We start from the raw sequence: 19,112 nt of genomic DNA, 5'->3' as shown, positions 1-19,112 counted from the left end.
TTCGGATGAAAAGCAAGCTATTAAAAATGTGAAATAAAAATACACAAAATGCCAAGCCGCTCGCTTAGCATGCGGAAAAGCAAAAGCAACATAAAGGGAAAGTGAAGGTTTTCCCTTTTTTCATTGTAACGACTGTTTTTCTAATAGAAATCAAAGACAGTTGATTAAGTTAATCATACTGTAACTTACAATCTCTAGTTTAGAGGAATTGTATGAGTTACGATCAGGCAGCAAGTAAGATACGCCAAAAGATCCGATATTTTACCACTGAAAGCTTTGTGCTTCGTATCTTATCTCGGCTTCACAAAGAGCATGATATGGGCGAAGCGTTTAAGAGACCTTGGATCTTATGCTTGGCGATTGACTGGGCATTAGAACTAGATCCCATCGCAGGCGCTAGGGAAGCAACGCAAAAAGATGTTCAACCAATTTTGCAAAGCATGTGGGAATTGCAAGGCAAAGCAATGGGTATCGAAAAAGAGAAAGATATTTGGCTGTCTCTAAGGGCATTTCTACTATCTCAACTTCGGTTTCAAGTACCTCAAATAACTCATAGCTTCTTCTTGCTTAGACTATACACAATCATGTCTCAGCTCGGTTTCAAGCAGTCATTCACAGAAGACTTCAAGAAAGCTACGGGTGTTGATTTAGAAGATTTTTTCCTCTTTGCTATTTGGATTGTTAACTACTTTAGTGATACGAAAAATAAGAATCTAACGCTAGGCCAGATATTGGTAAATTTCCATCCTGCACTTTCCATAGAATCTATCTCCAAGATACTAAAATTAGTCGGAAGCACAATCCCAGGATTGAAAGCGCTCGCTCAGCCGTTGCAATTACCTTTACGACCAGAGACTTATTTCTACGAACCTTTATTGATAAAGAAGCCTCTAATTTTACTAGATATACATATATCTCATGCCCACCCTTACATCGTGAGTATTGGAATTAGTGAGTTTGTCCTACGAACGCTTAAAGCTGTTGACACTCAGCGTTTCCAAAAAAAGTTTACCAAGAGTTTTGAGTCATATGTTGGTACTACACTGGGAGAGTTCAATTTCACTTACATAACAGAAGATGATATCAATGACACCTATAAGCAGCATAAACGTCAGGGAAAAGTAATTGACTTTCTGCATCAAAACAATGGCTCTTCTGTGTTTATTGATGCGAAAGGAGTTGAGCCAAAAGAAAAGTTGCTAGTAACCGACTCAACACGAATGCTCAAAGATAAGCTGAGAGACAATCTATTGAGTGGCGTTACGCAAGGCAGTCGCTGTGCTCAAATATTGGGCGATATAGCCTATGAAGATCTAGCGCCTTATGAAAACAGATACTCAATAGTTGTTACACATCAAGATTTTTACTGTGGAAGTGGCTCTAAGTTAGTTCAATATCTCGGTGAAGAACTATCACATAAAGTAACTGAAGCTAGTAATGGGCAATTTCCTATTGAAAACATTCATTTTTTCAGCATCGCTGATTTTGAAGGAATGGTAGCGGTATGCTTTGAGGCGGGAAAAGACATTGCGGAATTTCTTGATTTTTGTACTGAGCAGGAAAAAGAACCAGCAACTCAAACTTTCGATATGCGGCAACGGATAGAAGCATTTGCAAGCATACATAATCTTCAAAATGCATCACCTATTGGTACTCAACTACTTCAATCTAATGTAGAAAAATTACTGAGCACGTTAAACAAAAAATTCACGCACTCAAGGAAGAATTGGGGCACTGAACCTAAAAAGATTCGCCAATTCTATCAAGCTGTTGCGCAGTTAGAACAAGCGCTAAAATCTAGACTTTAGCGCAACAGTTAGAACGCCTATATGAAGCGCTTTTCTTCCTTGGCGAAATCATGGGTTGTCTATCAAAGTAGAGAGTATCTTCATAATCGACCTAGTATGGCCTGAGACTTGTCGACAGACTTATGATGAAAACTATACCTGAACGACTTACTTCTTAGTCATTATCGATAGTTTTGCCTCAAACTAAATGGGGAAAAACCTTGTTAGTCTATCGACCGGCGTAACACACTTCTGGACACTTTCGAATTATTGATAGAAACAACATTACTTTAAAAGCTTAGAAAGTATCTAGGATTATCAGGCCCTACCAGTCTATACTCAGCCCTATACTGACAAGGAAGTTATTATGAGAAGGTTACTATTTGGCTGCATTTTAGCTGTGTATTCACTTGCGTCTTTTTGCGCACCTAAAGACGGATACTACGAAAGTGCACTTGGAAAAACAGGGACAGATCTAAAAGCCGCTCTACATACAATTATTGACGGTCATTTGGCTTTACCCTACACAAAATCAGGCAATGATGACTGGACTGATGGGGAAAATATAGATGTCTGGGAAGCACTTGCCTACACTGATTCAGCTTGTGCTGATGAAGTTCCTGACTGTGATTTAGTGGTAACACTTTATCTAGGAGAAATTCGCTCAACCGATTTAGCTTATCGAGGTGGAACAGCGGCTATACATGCTTGGGAACGCGAGCATGTTTGGCCAAAGTCCCGATCTTTTCCCAAACCGAATCAAGATGGATATACCGACCTGCATCACCTGCGCCCCGCCGATCGAGACCTGAATAACAAGCACTCTAACTATGGGTATGACAATGGTGGTCAGCCCATCCTTGATAAACTTGAAGATAGCCAGACACGAGAAACTACGGCAAAACTCGATAAGGAAAATAAGTCATTTGAGCCCCCCAACCGCGCTAAAGGCCAGGTAGCCAGAATGCTATTCTACATGGCTGTTCGCTACGAACCACAGGACAATACCGATGAAGAGAAAATGAGTGATTTAAGAATTGTCGACGATAACTTTGTAACTAAAGATCCGCTTATTGGCGATCTTTGTACTCTCCTCACTTGGCATAACATGTACTCGCCTAGCGACTTCGAAAGACGCCGGAACGATAGAGTCGAAGAAATACAAGGAAATAGGAATCCGTTCATTGATCAGCCAGGATGGGCTAATCTGATATGGGGAGAACAATGCTCCTCCCTCTAATAAATCATGTGGTGTATTTTTAAAGCTCAGGACTAGGGAGAAGTTTGCTAGACCTGAGCTTTAACTCGAGTGTGGAATAGTGCTGAGTTAGTTAAAATAACCATCAGGGCATCTTCCCTCGAATTGGTATACCCTACCGCTAAAATCTCCATACTTTCTACAGTCTTGAATAACAGGCCTCGCATTATTAGCCTTTCTTAATTCTTCAGCCATTTCCTTCTGGACCTTGAGTTGTTCTAATTGGATAGCGTATTGAGCGTCATCACTAAAGCCAGGTACATTTGGCCGCTGTTGGGTAAGCCGAACTCCGTTGGGAAACTCTTGCACGTTAACGGGTTGATAGTTAGTTTTAGCTCCACTCACCCACTGCACACTACAGTTGCTTAAATCGAGAACTTCTCGCTCTTTTACGGATGGGTCATAATTTAAAGTTATTGGGGTATGTCCCCAGTTCTTATTCCCACAAACTACAGAAGCGCCTTGAGGATATGAATCGAATGTCACGGGATATTGAGATGAACATCCACTAATTGAGATGGTGAATAAAGCCATGAAGGCGTATTTATATGTAGTCAAATTTACCTCTAAAACAGTTATCAGCGCTTTGATGTGCTTAACTCGTTCCGTGATAAAAGATCTTATACGCTTTGTGGTAGATACTTTGGATTAAGCGCCAGATTATACAGGGCAAAAAAAACATTGTCCTACGTTGCAATTGACCCAAAACAACTAGAGCACACTAATTTAAATAAATTTGTACCAGTTAAACAGCCGGTGCGTCTTTAAAGTGTTCTGATGAAAAATACGTGTCGCGATGATTTCCCTTCACACGACTATGGACAGAAGTTAATTTGAAACAAATACATATCACTGATATAAATATCTGTAGCGCCATATCAAGATGGCACTCAAGGAGGTTACTTTGGCCAAATTTTTGAAAAAAAGCGCCCTACAATGATACTTTTTTGTGGAGTATCAACTGTGCTGGAGTTTACTAATTTTTGCTAGATTAAGTGATAGTCTTGGCGAGGTGATTGAGAGTATCTACCGTGTACACCTTATGATCTGACCCCCATTCGCGCTGTGAAGCTTAACTGAGGTATTACGAGGTAAGTATAACTGCCGATTCTTTTGAGATGGGAAGTATTGGTGACGCAATAGTAGTTATTTGTAGGGTGTAATACCGACCCTAGTTTGAAGGTCGTACATACGTGCGACCTTTTTCACTTTTGACTATGGTGATCTATCGCGAGCTGAATACAAACACAACTCGTTTAAAGAAGCTAACGCCGGTAGACCGGATTACCGAGACGCCTAACTCTACTCCTCTGTCTGAAGAGTTGTACTGGAAAAACTATAAAACCGTGGCCAGTTTTACTTGACCACTACATCAAAATAAGAGTAATTCAATGTCTGATATCACTATTGACCTAAGCACACTTGTTGGCGGAGTCAGAATCAAAAAAGAGCAGTTGTTACAACAAGACGCAAATAAACAAATGGATAGGCTACTACTCTCTATGCAGGAAGGCGCTAAAGAGGAGAGCAGAGAAGGCGAGAGTTATAACTATTTAAAGCCTCTTAGAAGGTGTAATAACACCATCTTTATCCATGGTGAACGTGGGGCAGGTAAAACCACTTACTTGCATTCTTTGATAGAGCGCTACCAAAGAAAAGAGGATACGAAAGCAATAAATGCTATTCCGTTGCCTTTAATCGATCCTACACTTGTTTCCACACAGCAGCACATACTAGTCGATATAATTGCCAAGTTCACATCGCTAGTGAAAACCAGCTTAAGTCATTGCTGTGACTCAGACAAGTTTGAAAGGTTTCGTTCGAAACTTGATGCTCTAGCTGAAGGTGTGCAACTTCTCAGTGGAAAAGTGACATCTTCTCAATATGATTCTTCTTGGTTTCTGAGTAAAGCTATCGACCAGTCTAGCAGCGGTATCCAATTAGAACATAGCATTCATGCTTTAGTGGATGTTATGGCAGATATCCTTGATTCAGAGTTATTCTTCATAGCTATTGATGATGTTGACACTGACACTAAGAAAGCTCACGAAGTGCTAGAAGTAATTCGTTGTTATCTTACTCACCCTCGATTAGTAGTGGTATTGACTGGGGATCTAAAGCTCTATAGCCATATCGTAAGAAGAGCTAAATATCAGGAGTTAAGTTTAAAAGACTCTGGAGGTGACGATGGTACAACGAAGCAACATGTAGATCACTTAGAACAGCAATACTTGGCTAAGGTTCTACCTGTTGAACAACGGGTCAATTTGAAAAAAATAAGTGAAGTTGCGGAGTTACACACCGTGAACATTACTTATTCTTCTTCAACCTCATTTGAAAAAGTAGAAGTAAAAGAGCTTTGCAAAAAGATCTTTAGTGAAGCCTTAAATACTCCGGCAGACTACCTTAAATCACACTTGGATTTTGTATTGAGTCTGCCAGTAAGAACGGTTTTTCAATTGCTTAAAACGATGATTGAGTTTGACATGATTGGCCCAGAGAAGAAGATTATGTATTCTCCTGTAACACTAAAATCAGCTCTTTATCATAGCTTTGTAGGGTCCTTAGTTAAACTAGAAATTGACACCGAAAGCCTTAGTCAGACTACGACCGATGGCCATACTATCAGCTATGAAATGTTTAAATTGCTTCATAGGCATGGAGAGCTGGAAACGGGGTTCTATGTCAGACCTGATAGTGGTTATGCACAAAATGATTACAACACCGCAAAACTCTATCTATCGGCTTGCATCGCCTCTCAGTTTACTTCTTCTATTGATTCGAGCATCTCAGAAGCTATTAAAACGATGCTTTTATGTGGAGCTAGCTCAAACATATACATGAACTTTGTATCTGATCGCCTCGCTACTGAGGCTTCTGAGCAAGATTATATAGATTATATAGGTCTAAATCGCTTCGAGAACATTTCTAGTTTTGCTGCCCATTTAGGCCCTTTAGTTATTCCTGAAGAACAAGGTAAGAAAGCAATTGCCTCAGGGATCGTTCGCACGGTAAGAGGAAAGCCTTCGAAGTTTAATGAGAATTTTTTTGTCGAAGTAATCGCTCCTAACGAAAGATTAACAAAGTTGGAGCGATTGATTTCTGACCATCATACCTTTGAGGACTTATCAGATTACGTAGCTGCTAAGATGTTATTGGTGGCTTCTCATCGAGCTCAAATTGGGAGTGAAGGGCGAGACTATATCTCTGCATATCGCCTTTTAGCCGGGATTGCTGAGCTACTTACTCAAGAACATACTGATGTTGATAAGTTATGTACTATTCCTACTTACTCTTACCCCAGCTTTTTCGATAAGGGTAAAAAAGGCGATGAATATAATGTAGATGAAATCGATTCTGTTTCAGCCCTAGACCAAAACCAAAACCAAAACCAGAGTAATGACAAAATACTAAGTAATGCGTTGCAACGTTGGGTATCTAAATATAGCGGTCAACACAGGCTATCTTCGTTACTATTAGGCAAAATTTGGACTCGTTTACATTATTGCTTGAACCAAGTATCGGAGTCAGCTCGTAACAAAGTTGAGTACAGCGTTGGTCGTGGAGATGTTGTATTAGGGATTGTTTTATCACGATACGTATGGGCAATTATCAATGCATCCCTCATTGAAGAGTCGAGATACGGCTACGATTACAATCAAGCCGTTTATAAGGCAATGAGTAAAGCCCGTAATGTTGACACCTCTTCGAGAGAGCTAGCAAAGAACCTTAACGAGTTCGTAAGCTATAAATCTGATGATTCTAAAATGCCAGTTACTATGACACTTATATCTTGTCCTCTACTTTGGCCATTTTTGGGAGACGATGAGCTTAAAGCTATAGTAGGCAAACTTCTTGCTCCGGAAGAAGTGGAATCATTCAAGCAATTTACTTCTGTTTCAAAACCAGAACGCCTGAAAATATCAGGATTGCCTATCGTTGGCTTCTTTGTAAATTAAGGCCTGTGATGTTTATTAATCCTTATCTTCTTTCAGAACCTCGGCTATACAAATGGCTTGTTGAGCAACTTCCACTATTGCTTAAAGGTCAGGCAGACCTAGATCGTAATGAAATAAAAAAAATTGCGTATGCGGGGTGGCATCGCAGATATCTACAGCACGGAGATCAATTGTTTAATACACATTGGCTCCAACTAGATAAAAGACAACAAGAATCAGGTTCTTTAACTAGAGCATTACTTGGTCAAGTTGCAAGATATCATTTTGAACCATCTGGAAAATTAGCGGTTAAGCTCAAAAAGTTTGATGAATGGCAAACATGGATTGCTAATCAATCAGGGTTACCAGTGATTGCATATCAATTAGCAAAAGCGGTAGACGGAAGTTATAGTTCTGTTGAACGCTATCAATGGTTAGAATCTCAACTAGGATATAGATGCCTGCTGTCGCCATTTCATCCAAGTGTTGAGGACTATATTGAGCAAAATGGATTAAACGATACGCACATTCACTTAAATGGCACTAGCTCTCTTGAAAGTATGTGGAATTTCGCTATGTCCAATCCTCAAAAGGTCATATCTGATTTGGCGGAAGAGTACGTTAAGCCCCGGGTACAGTTGCTCTATAGTTGCTGCCCAGAGCTCGATGATCCTTACAAGTACGGAAAGCTATTGTTGACTGCACGATATGTTAGAAGGCTCCTTATTGCTTGGGTTAGAGGCAGCACACAACTTTCCGAGTTCAAGCAATCTTTAGCTGATTTCTTAGATCACGATAGAGCCGATGTCGATACATCTGGCTGGTTACTAGAAGAAAAACAATTTAACTGTCGCTGGACTCATCTTGCAGAGATAGAGTTGCATATCGCTGTGCAAAGAGAGTTGAAAGAAAACTCAAACATTTGCTTAGATTACTGTTATTTAACCTATTTGCTTTGTATGAATAACTTTCAAAGGCTCATGGTACAACGTGATGATCAGTTTGGTTTTGAACAATTTCAGAAATTTGCTGACAATGGCGTTAGGGAAAGTTATGAAAAAAGCTACATGCAGAGGTTTTATCAACTTCATGGTCCTAATTTAGCAGGAAGACCTGATTTATTAGTTTTAGAGGGTAGGTTCGCACCCAAAAAATCACTAGAAAAAAATGAAGCTTTGGTAGGTGCTGTTTTACGTGGTTTCATTACCTATGCAAATGGGGAAACTGAAGCTGATAGCGTCAAATATGGCAGAGACCTTAATAGCCTTGCTTTGGAAGTGTCGAAATATCAAAGACCTTCCTTAAAATTAGTCGCTCACTTCATAAAACTACCCTCTGATCCAAAAAAAGAGTCCCACTATAGCTTTTTGAGGCAAACACTTAGCAACAATAGTGAGGTTTTGTTTGATCTACTGAATAAATTCACTAGCTTAAGAGAGATTATTACGGGAATCGATGCAGCAGCGAATGAGTTGGAAGCCCCTCCCGAAGTTTTTGCTCCACTTTATCGTAGATGTAGGTCACAGGGTTTGTCCAATGCTACTTATCATGTAGGAGAAGACTTTGAACATTTGCTGAGTGGCATTCGAGCAATATATGAAGCAATTACTTTCTTAGAGTTGACAGCAGGAGATAGGCTCGGTCATGCAACAGCGATAGGTATTGATCCCCAGTATTGGTTAGATTTGATGCCAGAACAATTATTTTTGCCACGAGGTCAGTACCTTGAAGATTTATTGTTCCTAAGAAAGATAGCTCTATCCGACCCTACCAGTGCTCTTCCTCTAGCTAAATTGGAAGCTCGAATTCTTGCTACAGCATCGGATATTTTTGTTGATAACTTCACTCTATCTGATCTAAATAGTTTTTTTGACTACCGTAACTTGGAGCCTTCAATTGTTAAGGCTATTCGAGAAAATCAGGACTCTTTTACTAATCTCTTTGGTTACCAGCAAAAGGAATACTTATTAGCTCAGAGAGTGAGTAGCTCAGTGCAGAATCTTCTTTATAAGCGTTGGTTCGATTACAGAGTGCTAGACAAATACAGCGAACGAGTTGAAATTCCTCTATCGATGTTCTCTTATAAAGAGCTCTTAGAGGCGCAGCAATATGTACAGAAAGTTGTTACAGAGAAACATATTGTTCTTGAAACTTTACCTACCAGCAACGTCAGGATTAGTCATTACAACTCTATTAAGGAACACCATCTTTTTAGGTGGCTCGGGGTTCCAGCTAGAGTAATTAAAGATGATTCTCCGATGTTGATTGCTTTGGGATCTGATGATCCAGGAATTTTTGCTACAGATATGCGAAATGAGTTTTATCACATATTTGGTACTCTTGTTGAGCATTTCGAATATTCTGTAAATGATGCTCTACAGCTTACATCTCGGTTGAATGAAAACGGGCGTGTCTATCACTTTAAACCAAAAATTGCCAACTTTCATAGTAAACGTAGGCCTTTAGCTGAAATGTAATTTTGTTTTCGAATGTTATTTGTCTAGAATTCTCAGGCCTTACCAGTATGCGTATAGTGCTTATCAACGGTAAAGAGTTAGCAAAACTGATGCTGCGCTACAACATTGGTAGCCGAGATGAGCAAGTTCTAAAGCTCAAGAAAATTGATGAAGAGTTCTTCGAAGCATACTAAGGAAAGGTTATGGAACAAGTAAGTAATTTCGATTTTTTAAAAAAACATCAAGATTGGTTATTTAAATTGGCCGAAAGTGCTGAACTCAACTTTTCTTCCGATCCTAATACTTCGCTTATAAAGATACGACAACTAGGTGAGGCTATAGCGCAATCAATCGCTGCTCGTATAGGTGTTGAGGCAGGTAGTAACGTAAAACAAGTCGACCTTCTTCGAGACCTCGATTACAACTTACGTTTAGATGATAACGTTCGAGATGCTTTTCACACAATTCGAAAGCTAGGTAACACCGCCACCCATAATTTTGACAGTACTAGTCACCGTGATGCGTTAAAAGCAATAATGGTCGGGCATGCTTTGTCAATGTGGTTCCATATAACTTTTGGTGGCAATGCAGCCAAAGGTTTTAAGATAAAGAAATTTGTAAAACCACAAGATCCTTCAGAATATGTACGTTTGCTAGAAGAACAAGTAGAACAATTAAAAACAGAATCTCAACGTAGCTCTGAACGTATAAAAACAGCCGAAGAACTGAGACACATTGAGTCTGAAAAGGCTGTTGCTGAGCGAGAGCGTGCAGAGCAAATGGCCGAAGATAAAGCCGTTTGGGAGCAAATAGCGCTAGAAAATGAAAAAGAAGCCGCACAGTACAAATCCGCAGCAGAGGCTGCAAATAAAGAATACATAAAGTCGTTCCAAGCTAAGCCGAAAGAAGAACAAGCCGCAGAACTTAAACGTATTGAAAAATCTCTATTTGAGATGGATGAAGCGGAAACTCGTGTCATCATAGATCAACAACTAGTTGATGCTGGTTGGGAAGCCGATACTGTAAATATCAGGCATGCTGACAGAATTGTTAATGGAAAAAGAATCCCTGGTTCAAAACCAGAGCCAAATAAAAACAAAGCAATCTCTGAATGGCCAACAGCATCAGGTCCAGCCGACTATGCACTATTTATCGGTATGACTCTCGTAGGGGTTATAGAAGCAAAGAAGAATGCTAAAAATGTCTACGGTGCTATCGACCAAGCGAAGCGTTATGCAAAAGGGATTGAAGACCTACCAGTAAATGTAGAAGTCACACAATACGGTGAATTTAATGCCCCCCTTACTTTTGCCACTAATGGTCGGGCTTACTTAAAGCAATTAGAGCAAGAAAGTGGTATCTGGTTTTTAGATGTGCGTGACAAGTCCAACCGCCGTAAAGCACTTAAAGGCTGGTATTCGCCTCAAGAAATTAGAACCTATTTACGTCAAACACCTCAACAAGCAAATGCTGAACTCGATGACATGGGATTTGATTACGAGTTAAAACTTCGTGATTACCAAAAAAAAGCGATTCTAAGTGTTGAGAAGTCTATTAAAGATGGCAAAGAAAGAGCAATGGTTGCTATGGCAACGGGTACAGGTAAAACTAAAACCTGTATAGCGCTTGTTTACCGCTTACTAAAAGCCGAAAGATTTCGCCGCATCCTATTTCTCGTTGACCGAAGTGCATTAGGTGAGCAAGCGACTGTCGATTTTGGCGAAGTGAAAATGGAAAGCATTACCAACTCATTTGCTGATACATTTGAAGTATTGGGCATTGAGCCAGATAAATCAGCGGTACCATTCCCAGAAGATGATACGAAAGTTCATATAGCAACCGTTCAAGGATTGGTAAAGCGTATCATGTACCCATCAGATAATGGCGCTAAGCCGGGTGTAGGGCAGTATGACTGTATTGTTGTAGATGAATGCCATAGAGGCTATTTACTTGACCGAGAACTAAGTGAAACAGAAGTTAAGTTCCGCGATCAAAAAGACTATATGTCAAAATATCGAGCCGTAATTGAATATTTTGATGCATTCAAAGTTGGATTAACGGCAACCCCAGCACTACACACGAAAGATATCTTTGGTGATCCTGTTTTTACTTACACATATACAGAAGCCGTTATCGATGGGCACCTAGTGGACCATCTTCCACCAACACGAATCCATACCAAGCTCAATACGGATGGGATTAAATATCAGGTTAACGAAGAAGTTCAAGTGTATGACCCTCAAACCCATCAACTTGACTTAATCAATACACCTGATGAATTAAACTTTGATGTTGCACAGTTTAACCGTAAGGTCATAGCACCTGAGTTCACGAAAGAAATATGTCGCTGGTTGATCGAAAGTGATTCTTTAAATCCATATTCTGAAGAGAAATCCTTAATATTTTGTGTTACCGATAAACACGCAGATGACGTAGTTGAAGCGTTGAAAGAAGCGTGTGAAAACTACCTAGGTGAAGTCGATGATGATGCCATTCAAAAAATCACAGGTGCATCAGACAAGCCACTCGAAAAAATCCGTCGATACAAAAACGATAGGCTCCCTAATATAGCGGTTACAGTAGATTTGCTCACAACAGGGGTCGATGTCCCACGTATATGTAATCTAGTATTTTTACGCCGAGTGAACAGCCGTATCTTGTTTGAACAAATGCTTGGTCGTGCAACTCGTCGTTGTGATGAGATTTCTAAAGAACGTTTCCGTATTTTTGATGCTGTAGATATCTACAAGCAGCTTGAAAAAGTTAATAGCATGAAACCCGTTGTTACCAAGGTTGATATTACCTTTACTGAACTTGAAAGTGAGATAAAAGACAGCCCAGATCCTAAATTGCAGCAACTCGCTAAAGATCAGTTTCTTGCCAAACTTCAAAGTAAAAAGAATTACCTTTCACATAACCAGCACTCACATTTTGAGCGCATAGTTGGTAAGCCACCGAAAGAGTTCGCTCAAGAAATTAAAAAAATGAAACTCCAAGACGTTGCAGATTGGTTTGTTAATAACCCTGGCTTAGGCGAGCTACTTGATATGAGAGTTAAAGGTACAGGTGGCAACAATAAAGTGGTTATTTCCACTCATGGTGATGAAGTAACGGGCACATCTACAGGTTACGGTAGTGGCCAGAAACCTGAAGATTATCTGTCCTCTTTCAACAAATTTGTTAATGCGAATAGTAACCGCATGGTCGCTATTCAAACGGTTATTCAACGTCCTTGGGAGTTAACCCGTGATAGCCTAAAACAATTGGCGCTAGAGTTGGAGAAAAATGAGTTCCGCGAAGAAGACTTAAAAGTGGCTTGGAAGGAAGTAAAAAATGAAGACATTGCCGCTCGCATTATCGGCTTTATTCGCCAAGCAGCGTTAGGTGAGGCGCTGGTTCCTTATGAGCAACGTGTAGATAACGCGCTAGTTAAAATACTTAATAGCAAGCCTTGGAAAACTCCACAACGCGAATGGCTTGAAACCATTGCAGAGCAAATAAAAGCTAATGTCATTGTTGATGAAAGCAACCTTAATGAAGGTATATTCAAACAAATTGGCGGTACGAAACGCGCTAGTAAGTTATTTGACCAGCCGATTGTAGATATCTTGAGCCATTTCAACAAATCGATTTGGCTTGAGCAGCAACAGTCAGCCTAATCCTGTACAATAGCGTCATATATTTTAGCTCAAGTTGGCGAAGCCCACTCAAGGCCACAGCGTAAACTTGATAGCCTATTTTTGAAGGCGATCTAAGCTAGATACAGAAGACTTAACTTAAAAAGTAGAAACCAATGAGCACACAAGATCTGATTAACAAACTCTGGAATTTATGTAACCTGTTGCGAGATGACGGCGTTACTTATCATGAATACCTAAACGAATTAACCTACCTTATATTTTTGAAAATGATAGAAGAAACAGGGCAAGAAGAGCTCATCCCTGAGGGGTTTCGTTGGTCTGATATTGAAGAGTTCAACGCTGTGACTCGTTTAGAAGAATATAAAAAGTTACTTATTCATCTAGGCTCTCACGGTTCACTAATAACAAAAGCTATTTTTGCTGATGCCTCAACTTGTATTCGTAAACCAGCTACCTTAAACAAGCTTGTCACTGAAATTGATAATCTTGACTGGTACTCGGCTAAAGAGGAAGGTTTAGGCGATATGTACGAAGGCTTGCTAGAAATAAATGCAAGTGAGAAAAAGTCAGGTGCAGGTCAGTACTTTACCCCTCGTGTACTTATCGAAGCGATGGTCGAGCTCATGAAGCCAAACTTGGATGACGTAATAGTAGATCCAACTGCTGGTACGGGAGGCTTCTTAATTGCGGCGCATCATGAGCTTAAAAAGAGCAATAACATCAAAGCCCTTGATGAAACAGCGTACGAGAAATACCAACACGGTACATTCTTTGGTATGGAGTTAGTGCCTGATACTCGTCGGCTAGCGATGATGAACTTAATGCTTCACGACTTAGCAATCGACGATGACAACGCGGGTGTGTTGTACGGCGATACCTTATCAAACGAAGGTAAAGCATTACCTAAAGCAAGTTTAATACTTGCCAATCCACCTTTTGGTACCAAGCAAGGTGGAGGTGTACCTACTCGTGATGACTTAGTGCATTACACGTCTAATAAACAATTAGCCTTTTTACATGCAATGTATCACAGCATGTTAAAACCAGGAGGTCGAGCAGCAGTAGTATTGCCAGACAACGTTTTATTTGAAGGTTCTACAGGCCGTAAAATCCGTAACGACCTAATGGAAAAATGTAACCTGCATACCATTTTAAGATTACCTACTGGCATCTTCTACGCAGCAGGTGTGAAAACGAACGTACTATTTTTTGATAAACCTAAAAATGTAAATAAAGACAAGGGCAACACCAAAAAAGTTTGGGTGTATGACCTTCGTGCCAATATGCCGCAATTTGGTAAGCGTACAGTCTTAACAAAAACACACTTTAATGAGTTTTATAAAGCAGTTGGCAGTGACTTAACTCAAGTAGATGACGCTAAACGCCAAGCCTTTATCGATAATCATAAAGACGGTAGTGAAGTAGGTAACGTTGACACTTGCCGATTAAGAGCCTTTACCCGTGAAGAAATTGCAGCTAAAGAAGACTCCCTAGATCTAGCATGGATACGTGATGACAGTATTGAAGATGCTGCCAACCTACCAGAGCCTGATATTTTGATAAACGAAGCTATAGAAGAGTTGGCGGGTGCCATAACAGATCTACAATCAATTTTAGTTGAGCTGGATGCAACCGAAGCAATTGATGAGGTTGTGGTATGAGCCAATTGCCGGAAGGTTGGGTAGAAAAAACATTTGATGAAATCGGGGAATATACTGATTTTGTCGCAAATGGAAGTTTTGCTAGTTTAAAAGAAAACGTCACACAGACTGACAAAGAAGACTATGCTATTTTGCTTCGGCTGAAAGATCACTCGAAAGGATTCAAAGGCCCGTTTAAATATGTAACTAAGCCTTCTTACGAATTTTTAAAAAAGAGTGAGTTACAAGCTGGTGATTTGTTCTTAGCTAATGTAGGCGCTCCAGGCAGAACCTTCCTAGTACCTGAGCTAGGTAAGCCTATGACTATTGCTCCAAATGGTATTAGGGTGCGAGCTAATGACTTAACTTCTAATAGGTTTATCGACTATTTCATTCGCTCAAGGCAAGGGCAAGATTTAGTTTTGTCGATTACAGGAGGTAATGCGCAACAAAAGTTCAACAAAACAGCTTTGAAAAAAAGTAAGTTCCCATTACCGCCTCTGGACGAACAAAAACGCATTGCAGATAAACTAGATTCAGTATTAGCTAAAGTAGAAACAGCGCAAGCACATCTCGACAAAATCCCCACGATTTTAAAACGTTTCCGCCAATCGGTCTTAGCTGCCGCGACATCTGGTGAACTTACCAAGGACTGGCGAGGGAGTAATGGAGTAGAAGGCTGGGAAAAGGTTAGGCTTAAGGATGTTGGTAAAGGTTTTAATTATGGCTCTTCTTCGAAGTCACAACCTGAGGGTAAGATTCCTGTATTAAGAATGGGGAACTTACAGGGTGGAAAACTAGACTGGGAAAAGTTAGTTTTTACATCTGATGATGCAGAAATTGAAAAATATAAACTTCACCCAGGTGACGTCTTGTTTAACAGAACTAACAGCCCTGAATTGGTTGGCAAAACCTCTATTTATCGTGGTGAAAGAGAAGCTATTTTTGCTGGTTATCTAATAAAAGTTCAAGGAACTAACAGACTAAATACGGAGTATTTAAACATTCAGCTTAATAGCCCTCATGCTAGAGATTATTGCTGGGCAGTAAAGACAGATGGTGTTAGCCAATCAAATATCAATGCTAAAAAATTACAGGCTTATGAGTTTGAACTTCCTTCAATAGAAGAGCAAATAGAAATTATTCGTGTTGTAACAGAACTGCTTTCAAGTGCAGATCTTGTAGAAAAGCAATACAAAGCTACAAAGCTTCGCGTCGATAAAATGACTCAATCAATACTAGCAAGAGCATTTAGCGGTAAGCTTTTCTCTCCAATCTCTGAAGAAGATAGAACAGCTGTTACAGTCAAAGCACATAACTCTGAGTCGCAGCAGACTAAGCATAAGCAACCTAAGGCTATAGCTAAAGAACCAGAACGGCAGACTGAAGTAGTTTCGGCAACAGTAAATGAAAGCAGTAATGAGCAAGCTAGTGAGGTATTTCAGCTATTAAAAATGAATAGCAAAGGCATGTCTGCACAAGCATTATTTGATGCTCAATCCGAAAATACCTTCAACGCAATTGATGATCTGTTTACTGAATTGAAAAAACTTATTGAACAAAAAGTCGTTATTCAAGCTAGTGAAGGTGAAAACAGCACTTTTAAGGTGACTAAAAAGTGAAGGTGGATTTTTTAAAAATCAGGGATGGCTTTAAGAATATCCACAATTTAGAAATTGATTTTGATGATAAAGAATTATTAACAGTTCTTATTGGTAGAAATGGCTCTGGTAAATCGAATGTTATTGAAGCATTAGTACGTATTTTCAGAGCCTTAGACCTTGGTGATGAACAAGCGCCCTTTAGCTATAAATTGATATATTTATTGGGTGCTGATAATGAAAAGATGATTGAAGTTGATGCCTCACCTGACTATGGCAGCACGCCTCATCAGCAGCATAAAATTAAGGTTGCGATTAAACAGGAAGATAATACCTATTCGAAACTTGAACCAGTAGCCTTGTCAAAGGTTAGGCGTGATACCAAAGGGGGTTCAGAATATTTACCTCAACATCTATTCGCCTATTACTCAGGCCCAAGTGATCGACTGGAAGACTTGTTTAAGCCGCATAGAATCAAGTTTTATAATCAACTGTTGAAAAATAAAGTCAAAATTGAAGATGAGGTTCGCCCTTTATTTTACGCAAAACCGTTCCATAGCCAATTTGTACTTCTCGCTTTCTTTTTAAACCAGCAACATGGTGTAGGCCGTGAGTTTCTGGCTGAGCAGCTGGGTATAAAAGACTTTCATTCCGTGCATTTTGTATTTCGTCGGCCGGACTGGGGTAAAAACAATAAGAGAGATACGTTCTGGGGCGCACGAGGTGTAGTTCGCGAGTTTTTAGATAGGTTGCTTCCCTATAGCTATGGGCCTGTAAAATCAACAAGAGAAGAAGCGACCTCGTTAACGGGCAAAGGCGTTGATAATGAGTTCGTACACTTGTTTCTACCAGACATACACGGATTAAAAAAAGTAGCCAAGGGGTTAAAACCTAAAGACTTCTTTAAAATGCTAGAAAGTACATTGTTGTCTGAGCTTATTGATAGCGTAAATATTAAAGTTAAATTGCACAACGATGAGATTGTTAGCTTTAGTGAGCTAAGCGAAGGAGAGCAACAGCTACTAACTGTCCTGGGCCTTTTAGAGTTTACAGTAGAAGATGATTCGTTATTTCTATTGGATGAGCCCGATACTCATTTAAATCCTGCATGGGCAGCTAAATACCATACCTTTCTTAAACGGTTCATACCTAATCAAAAATTCTGTCATATCTTGATGGTAACTCATCACCCACTAGCGATAGCTGAATTGGATAAACAGCAAATACAAGTTATACGCAATAACCAAGAAGGCCAGTCGATAGCTGAGGTGCCCGCTGAAAGCCCAATAGGTATGGGGGTCAATGGAATATTGACCAGTGATATGTTTGGCATGGCGACAACACTAGATAGGCATACAAGCGGTGTAATAGAGAAACGTAGAACGTTACTTGAAAAAGAATCTTTAAGTGAGAATGAAACCAAGAAATTAAGGAAGTTAAACGGCTCTTTAGAACGACTCGGCTATGGCTATACCCACCCAGATGAAGACTATCGACAGTTCTTAATTTCTCGAAAAAGAGCTATGGACGCTATGGACTCGAAAGGTATAGATGACACTCAGTATCGGTTGAAGATAATTGAAAATATTTTGAAGACAAAAGGGCTGGTCTAGTTGCGATATATAGATATTAACTTAATTGATGCATGTAAACCCGCCAACTGGGATGTTAATGCTACGCAGTGGTTAACTGATATTCAGAATGCACAGGATAGATCAGCTGAGTTTAAGCGACTTGGTAGTAAGTGGTCACCATTCAAGGATAACTTTATCAACCAATTTGGTGATAAATGCTGGTATTCAGAAGTTAAAAGAAGCAACACTGATTTTAATATTGATCACTTTCGCCCAAAAGGGGCTGTTAAGAGAACTAAAGGGGCTTATGCCACTAGATTTTTTGGTGGAAAACCACAAAAGCACTCAGGTTACTGGTGGTTAGCATTTGAACCAAAAAATTATCGATATTCCTGCCAGTATGCGAACCAACCGAGAGATAATGGTGGAAAACATGACTACTTTCCTCTTCAAAATGAAACCGCTAGAGTCTGGGGTCGATGTTCGCTAACAAACCATAACGTTGAAGCGCCTGTTTTGCTCGACCCATGCGAACTTGCCGATGTTCAATTGTTATCATTTGAAAAGTCCCCTGGTATGGTACATTCTCGGTACGACCTAGCCACAGATAAAGCTAAATATGAAAGAGTAAAGACGAGTGCTAAGTGCTACAACCTAAACCACAAGACCGTTAAAGGTGACAGGCTTAAAGTAATCACCTCCGTTCAGCAAGACCTAGTGCTACTAGAAAGTATTCATGGATTACCACTGGCTAGTAAACAAGTTATGCAGGTCAATGTAAATAACGCTGAAAATCGACTAGTTGATGCTTGTAACAGAAAATCACCATTCTCAGCCGCCGCAGTAGCTTTTGTTAAACCAAAGAAAGCAGAGCCTTGGTTGGCTAATATTTTACCTAGATTAGACCTTACAGATTGAATATCACAACGATTCTAAACCTAACTCGACTAGAGCTAATCGTTTATCAAAAGGGCGAATCAGTGACTATTCGCCCTTTGATATTTAAACGTGTTAACCAACTTCATTAAGATAACCATCTTCATTAAATCGTTAACCAACTTAATTAATGATCCCCAGTCACAACTACCAAACAATTTAGAAAACCAAGATTAGACAGGAGCACATCAAGTTTCAGTTACCAAGAACATCGAGTTCCAAATTGGTAACGTAAGTTGCTTGAATCCGCTGATCACAACCCATCTGCCACTTAAGCCTTT

The 19,112-nt window shown here is 39.8% G+C and carries 11 protein-coding genes; 10 read left to right on the top strand and 1 reads right to left on the bottom strand.

Annotated elements, in window-relative coordinates; translation table 11 throughout:
* Window positions 1-212: 212 nt before the first annotated feature.
* Window positions 213-1,808 (top strand): GapS1 family protein, encoded by a 1,596-nt coding sequence (gene gapS1, locus K5620_RS05825; RefSeq protein WP_016402428.1) that lies wholly within the window; start codon window positions 213-215, stop codon window positions 1,806-1,808.
* A gap of 346 nt (window positions 1,809-2,154) precedes the next feature.
* On the top strand, window positions 2,155-3,027 hold the full coding sequence (locus tag K5620_RS05820; protein ID WP_016402429.1) for an endonuclease I family protein: 873 nt from the start codon (window positions 2,155-2,157) through the stop codon (window positions 3,025-3,027).
* An 87-nt stretch (window positions 3,028-3,114) separates the two neighbouring features.
* Here the strand turns inward: K5620_RS05820 and K5620_RS05815 are convergent, their stop codons facing one another.
* The gene (locus K5620_RS05815) at window positions 3,115-3,603 is read right to left on the bottom strand and encodes a hypothetical protein (RefSeq protein ID WP_215426429.1); all 489 of its coding nucleotides are present in this window, start codon (window positions 3,601-3,603) and stop codon (window positions 3,115-3,117) included.
* An 833-nt stretch (window positions 3,604-4,436) separates the two neighbouring features.
* Between K5620_RS05815 and K5620_RS05810 the strand changes: the two genes are divergently transcribed.
* The 8 genes from K5620_RS05810 to K5620_RS05775 all read left to right on the top strand — a co-directional run bounded on the left by K5620_RS05810 (window position 4,437) and on the right by K5620_RS05775 (window position 18,813).
* Window positions 4,437-7,004 carry a P-loop NTPase fold protein gene (locus K5620_RS05810; protein ID WP_016402431.1) on the top strand — a complete coding sequence of 856 codons (2,568 nt, stop codon included), beginning with the start codon at window positions 4,437-4,439 and terminating at the stop codon, window positions 7,002-7,004.
* Window positions 7,005-7,012: 8 nt separating this feature from the next.
* Entirely contained in the window at window positions 7,013-9,460 is a 2,448-nt protein-coding gene (locus K5620_RS05805; protein ID WP_221077456.1) for an amidohydrolase family protein, read from the top strand.
* Between the two features lie 47 nt (window positions 9,461-9,507).
* Window positions 9,508-9,633, top strand: a complete 126-nt coding sequence (locus tag K5620_RS21795) for a hypothetical protein (RefSeq protein WP_016402433.1) — start codon at window positions 9,508-9,510, stop codon at window positions 9,631-9,633.
* A gap of 9 nt (window positions 9,634-9,642) precedes the next feature.
* Window positions 9,643-13,098 carry a type I restriction-modification system endonuclease gene (gene hsdR, locus K5620_RS05795; RefSeq protein WP_016402434.1) on the top strand — a complete coding sequence of 1,152 codons (3,456 nt, stop codon included), beginning with the start codon at window positions 9,643-9,645 and terminating at the stop codon, window positions 13,096-13,098.
* Between the two features lie 134 nt (window positions 13,099-13,232).
* On the top strand, window positions 13,233-14,741 hold the full coding sequence (locus K5620_RS05790; protein ID WP_016402435.1) for a class I SAM-dependent DNA methyltransferase: 1,509 nt from the start codon (window positions 13,233-13,235) through the stop codon (window positions 14,739-14,741).
* Window positions 14,738-16,342: a restriction endonuclease subunit S gene (locus K5620_RS05785; protein WP_016402436.1), complete on the top strand. Its 1,605-nt coding sequence runs from the start codon at window positions 14,738-14,740 to the stop codon at window positions 16,340-16,342. The genes K5620_RS05790 and K5620_RS05785 overlap by 4 nt, the downstream gene beginning before the upstream one ends.
* Window positions 16,339-17,934, top strand: coding sequence for an AAA family ATPase (locus K5620_RS05780; protein ID WP_016402437.1), 1,596 nt, complete (start codon window positions 16,339-16,341; stop codon window positions 17,932-17,934). Before K5620_RS05785 ends, K5620_RS05780 begins: the two co-directional genes overlap by 4 nt.
* A complete protein-coding gene (locus K5620_RS05775) occupies window positions 17,935-18,813 on the top strand; it encodes an HNH endonuclease family protein (RefSeq protein WP_016402438.1) in 879 nt (292 codons plus the stop codon).
* The last annotated feature ends 299 nt before the right edge of the window (window positions 18,814-19,112 follow it).

Source organism: Agarivorans albus (assembly GCF_019670105.1).
Lineage (GTDB): Bacteria > Pseudomonadota > Gammaproteobacteria > Enterobacterales > Celerinatantimonadaceae > Agarivorans > Agarivorans albus.
Note: the sequence above shows the minus strand (reverse complement) of the source record. Positions and strands in the feature narration are given on the sequence as shown.

Excerpts from the sequence above, each read along its gene's own strand:
- gapS1 (WP_016402428.1), top strand. The coding sequence starts at position 213 with ATGAGTTACGATCAGGCAGCAAGTAAGATACGCCAAAAGATCCGATAT.
- K5620_RS05820 (WP_016402429.1), top strand. The coding sequence starts at position 2,155 with ATGAGAAGGTTACTATTTGGCTGCATTTTAGCTGTGTATTCACTTGCG.
- K5620_RS05810 (WP_016402431.1), top strand. The coding sequence starts at position 4,437 with ATGTCTGATATCACTATTGACCTAAGCACACTTGTTGGCGGAGTCAGA.
- K5620_RS05805 (WP_221077456.1), top strand. The coding sequence starts at position 7,013 with ATGTTTATTAATCCTTATCTTCTTTCAGAACCTCGGCTATACAAATGG.
- K5620_RS21795 (WP_016402433.1), top strand. The coding sequence starts at position 9,508 with ATGCGTATAGTGCTTATCAACGGTAAAGAGTTAGCAAAACTGATGCTG.
- hsdR (WP_016402434.1), top strand. The coding sequence starts at position 9,643 with ATGGAACAAGTAAGTAATTTCGATTTTTTAAAAAAACATCAAGATTGG.
- K5620_RS05790 (WP_016402435.1), top strand. The coding sequence starts at position 13,233 with ATGAGCACACAAGATCTGATTAACAAACTCTGGAATTTATGTAACCTG.
- K5620_RS05785 (WP_016402436.1), top strand. The coding sequence starts at position 14,738 with ATGAGCCAATTGCCGGAAGGTTGGGTAGAAAAAACATTTGATGAAATC.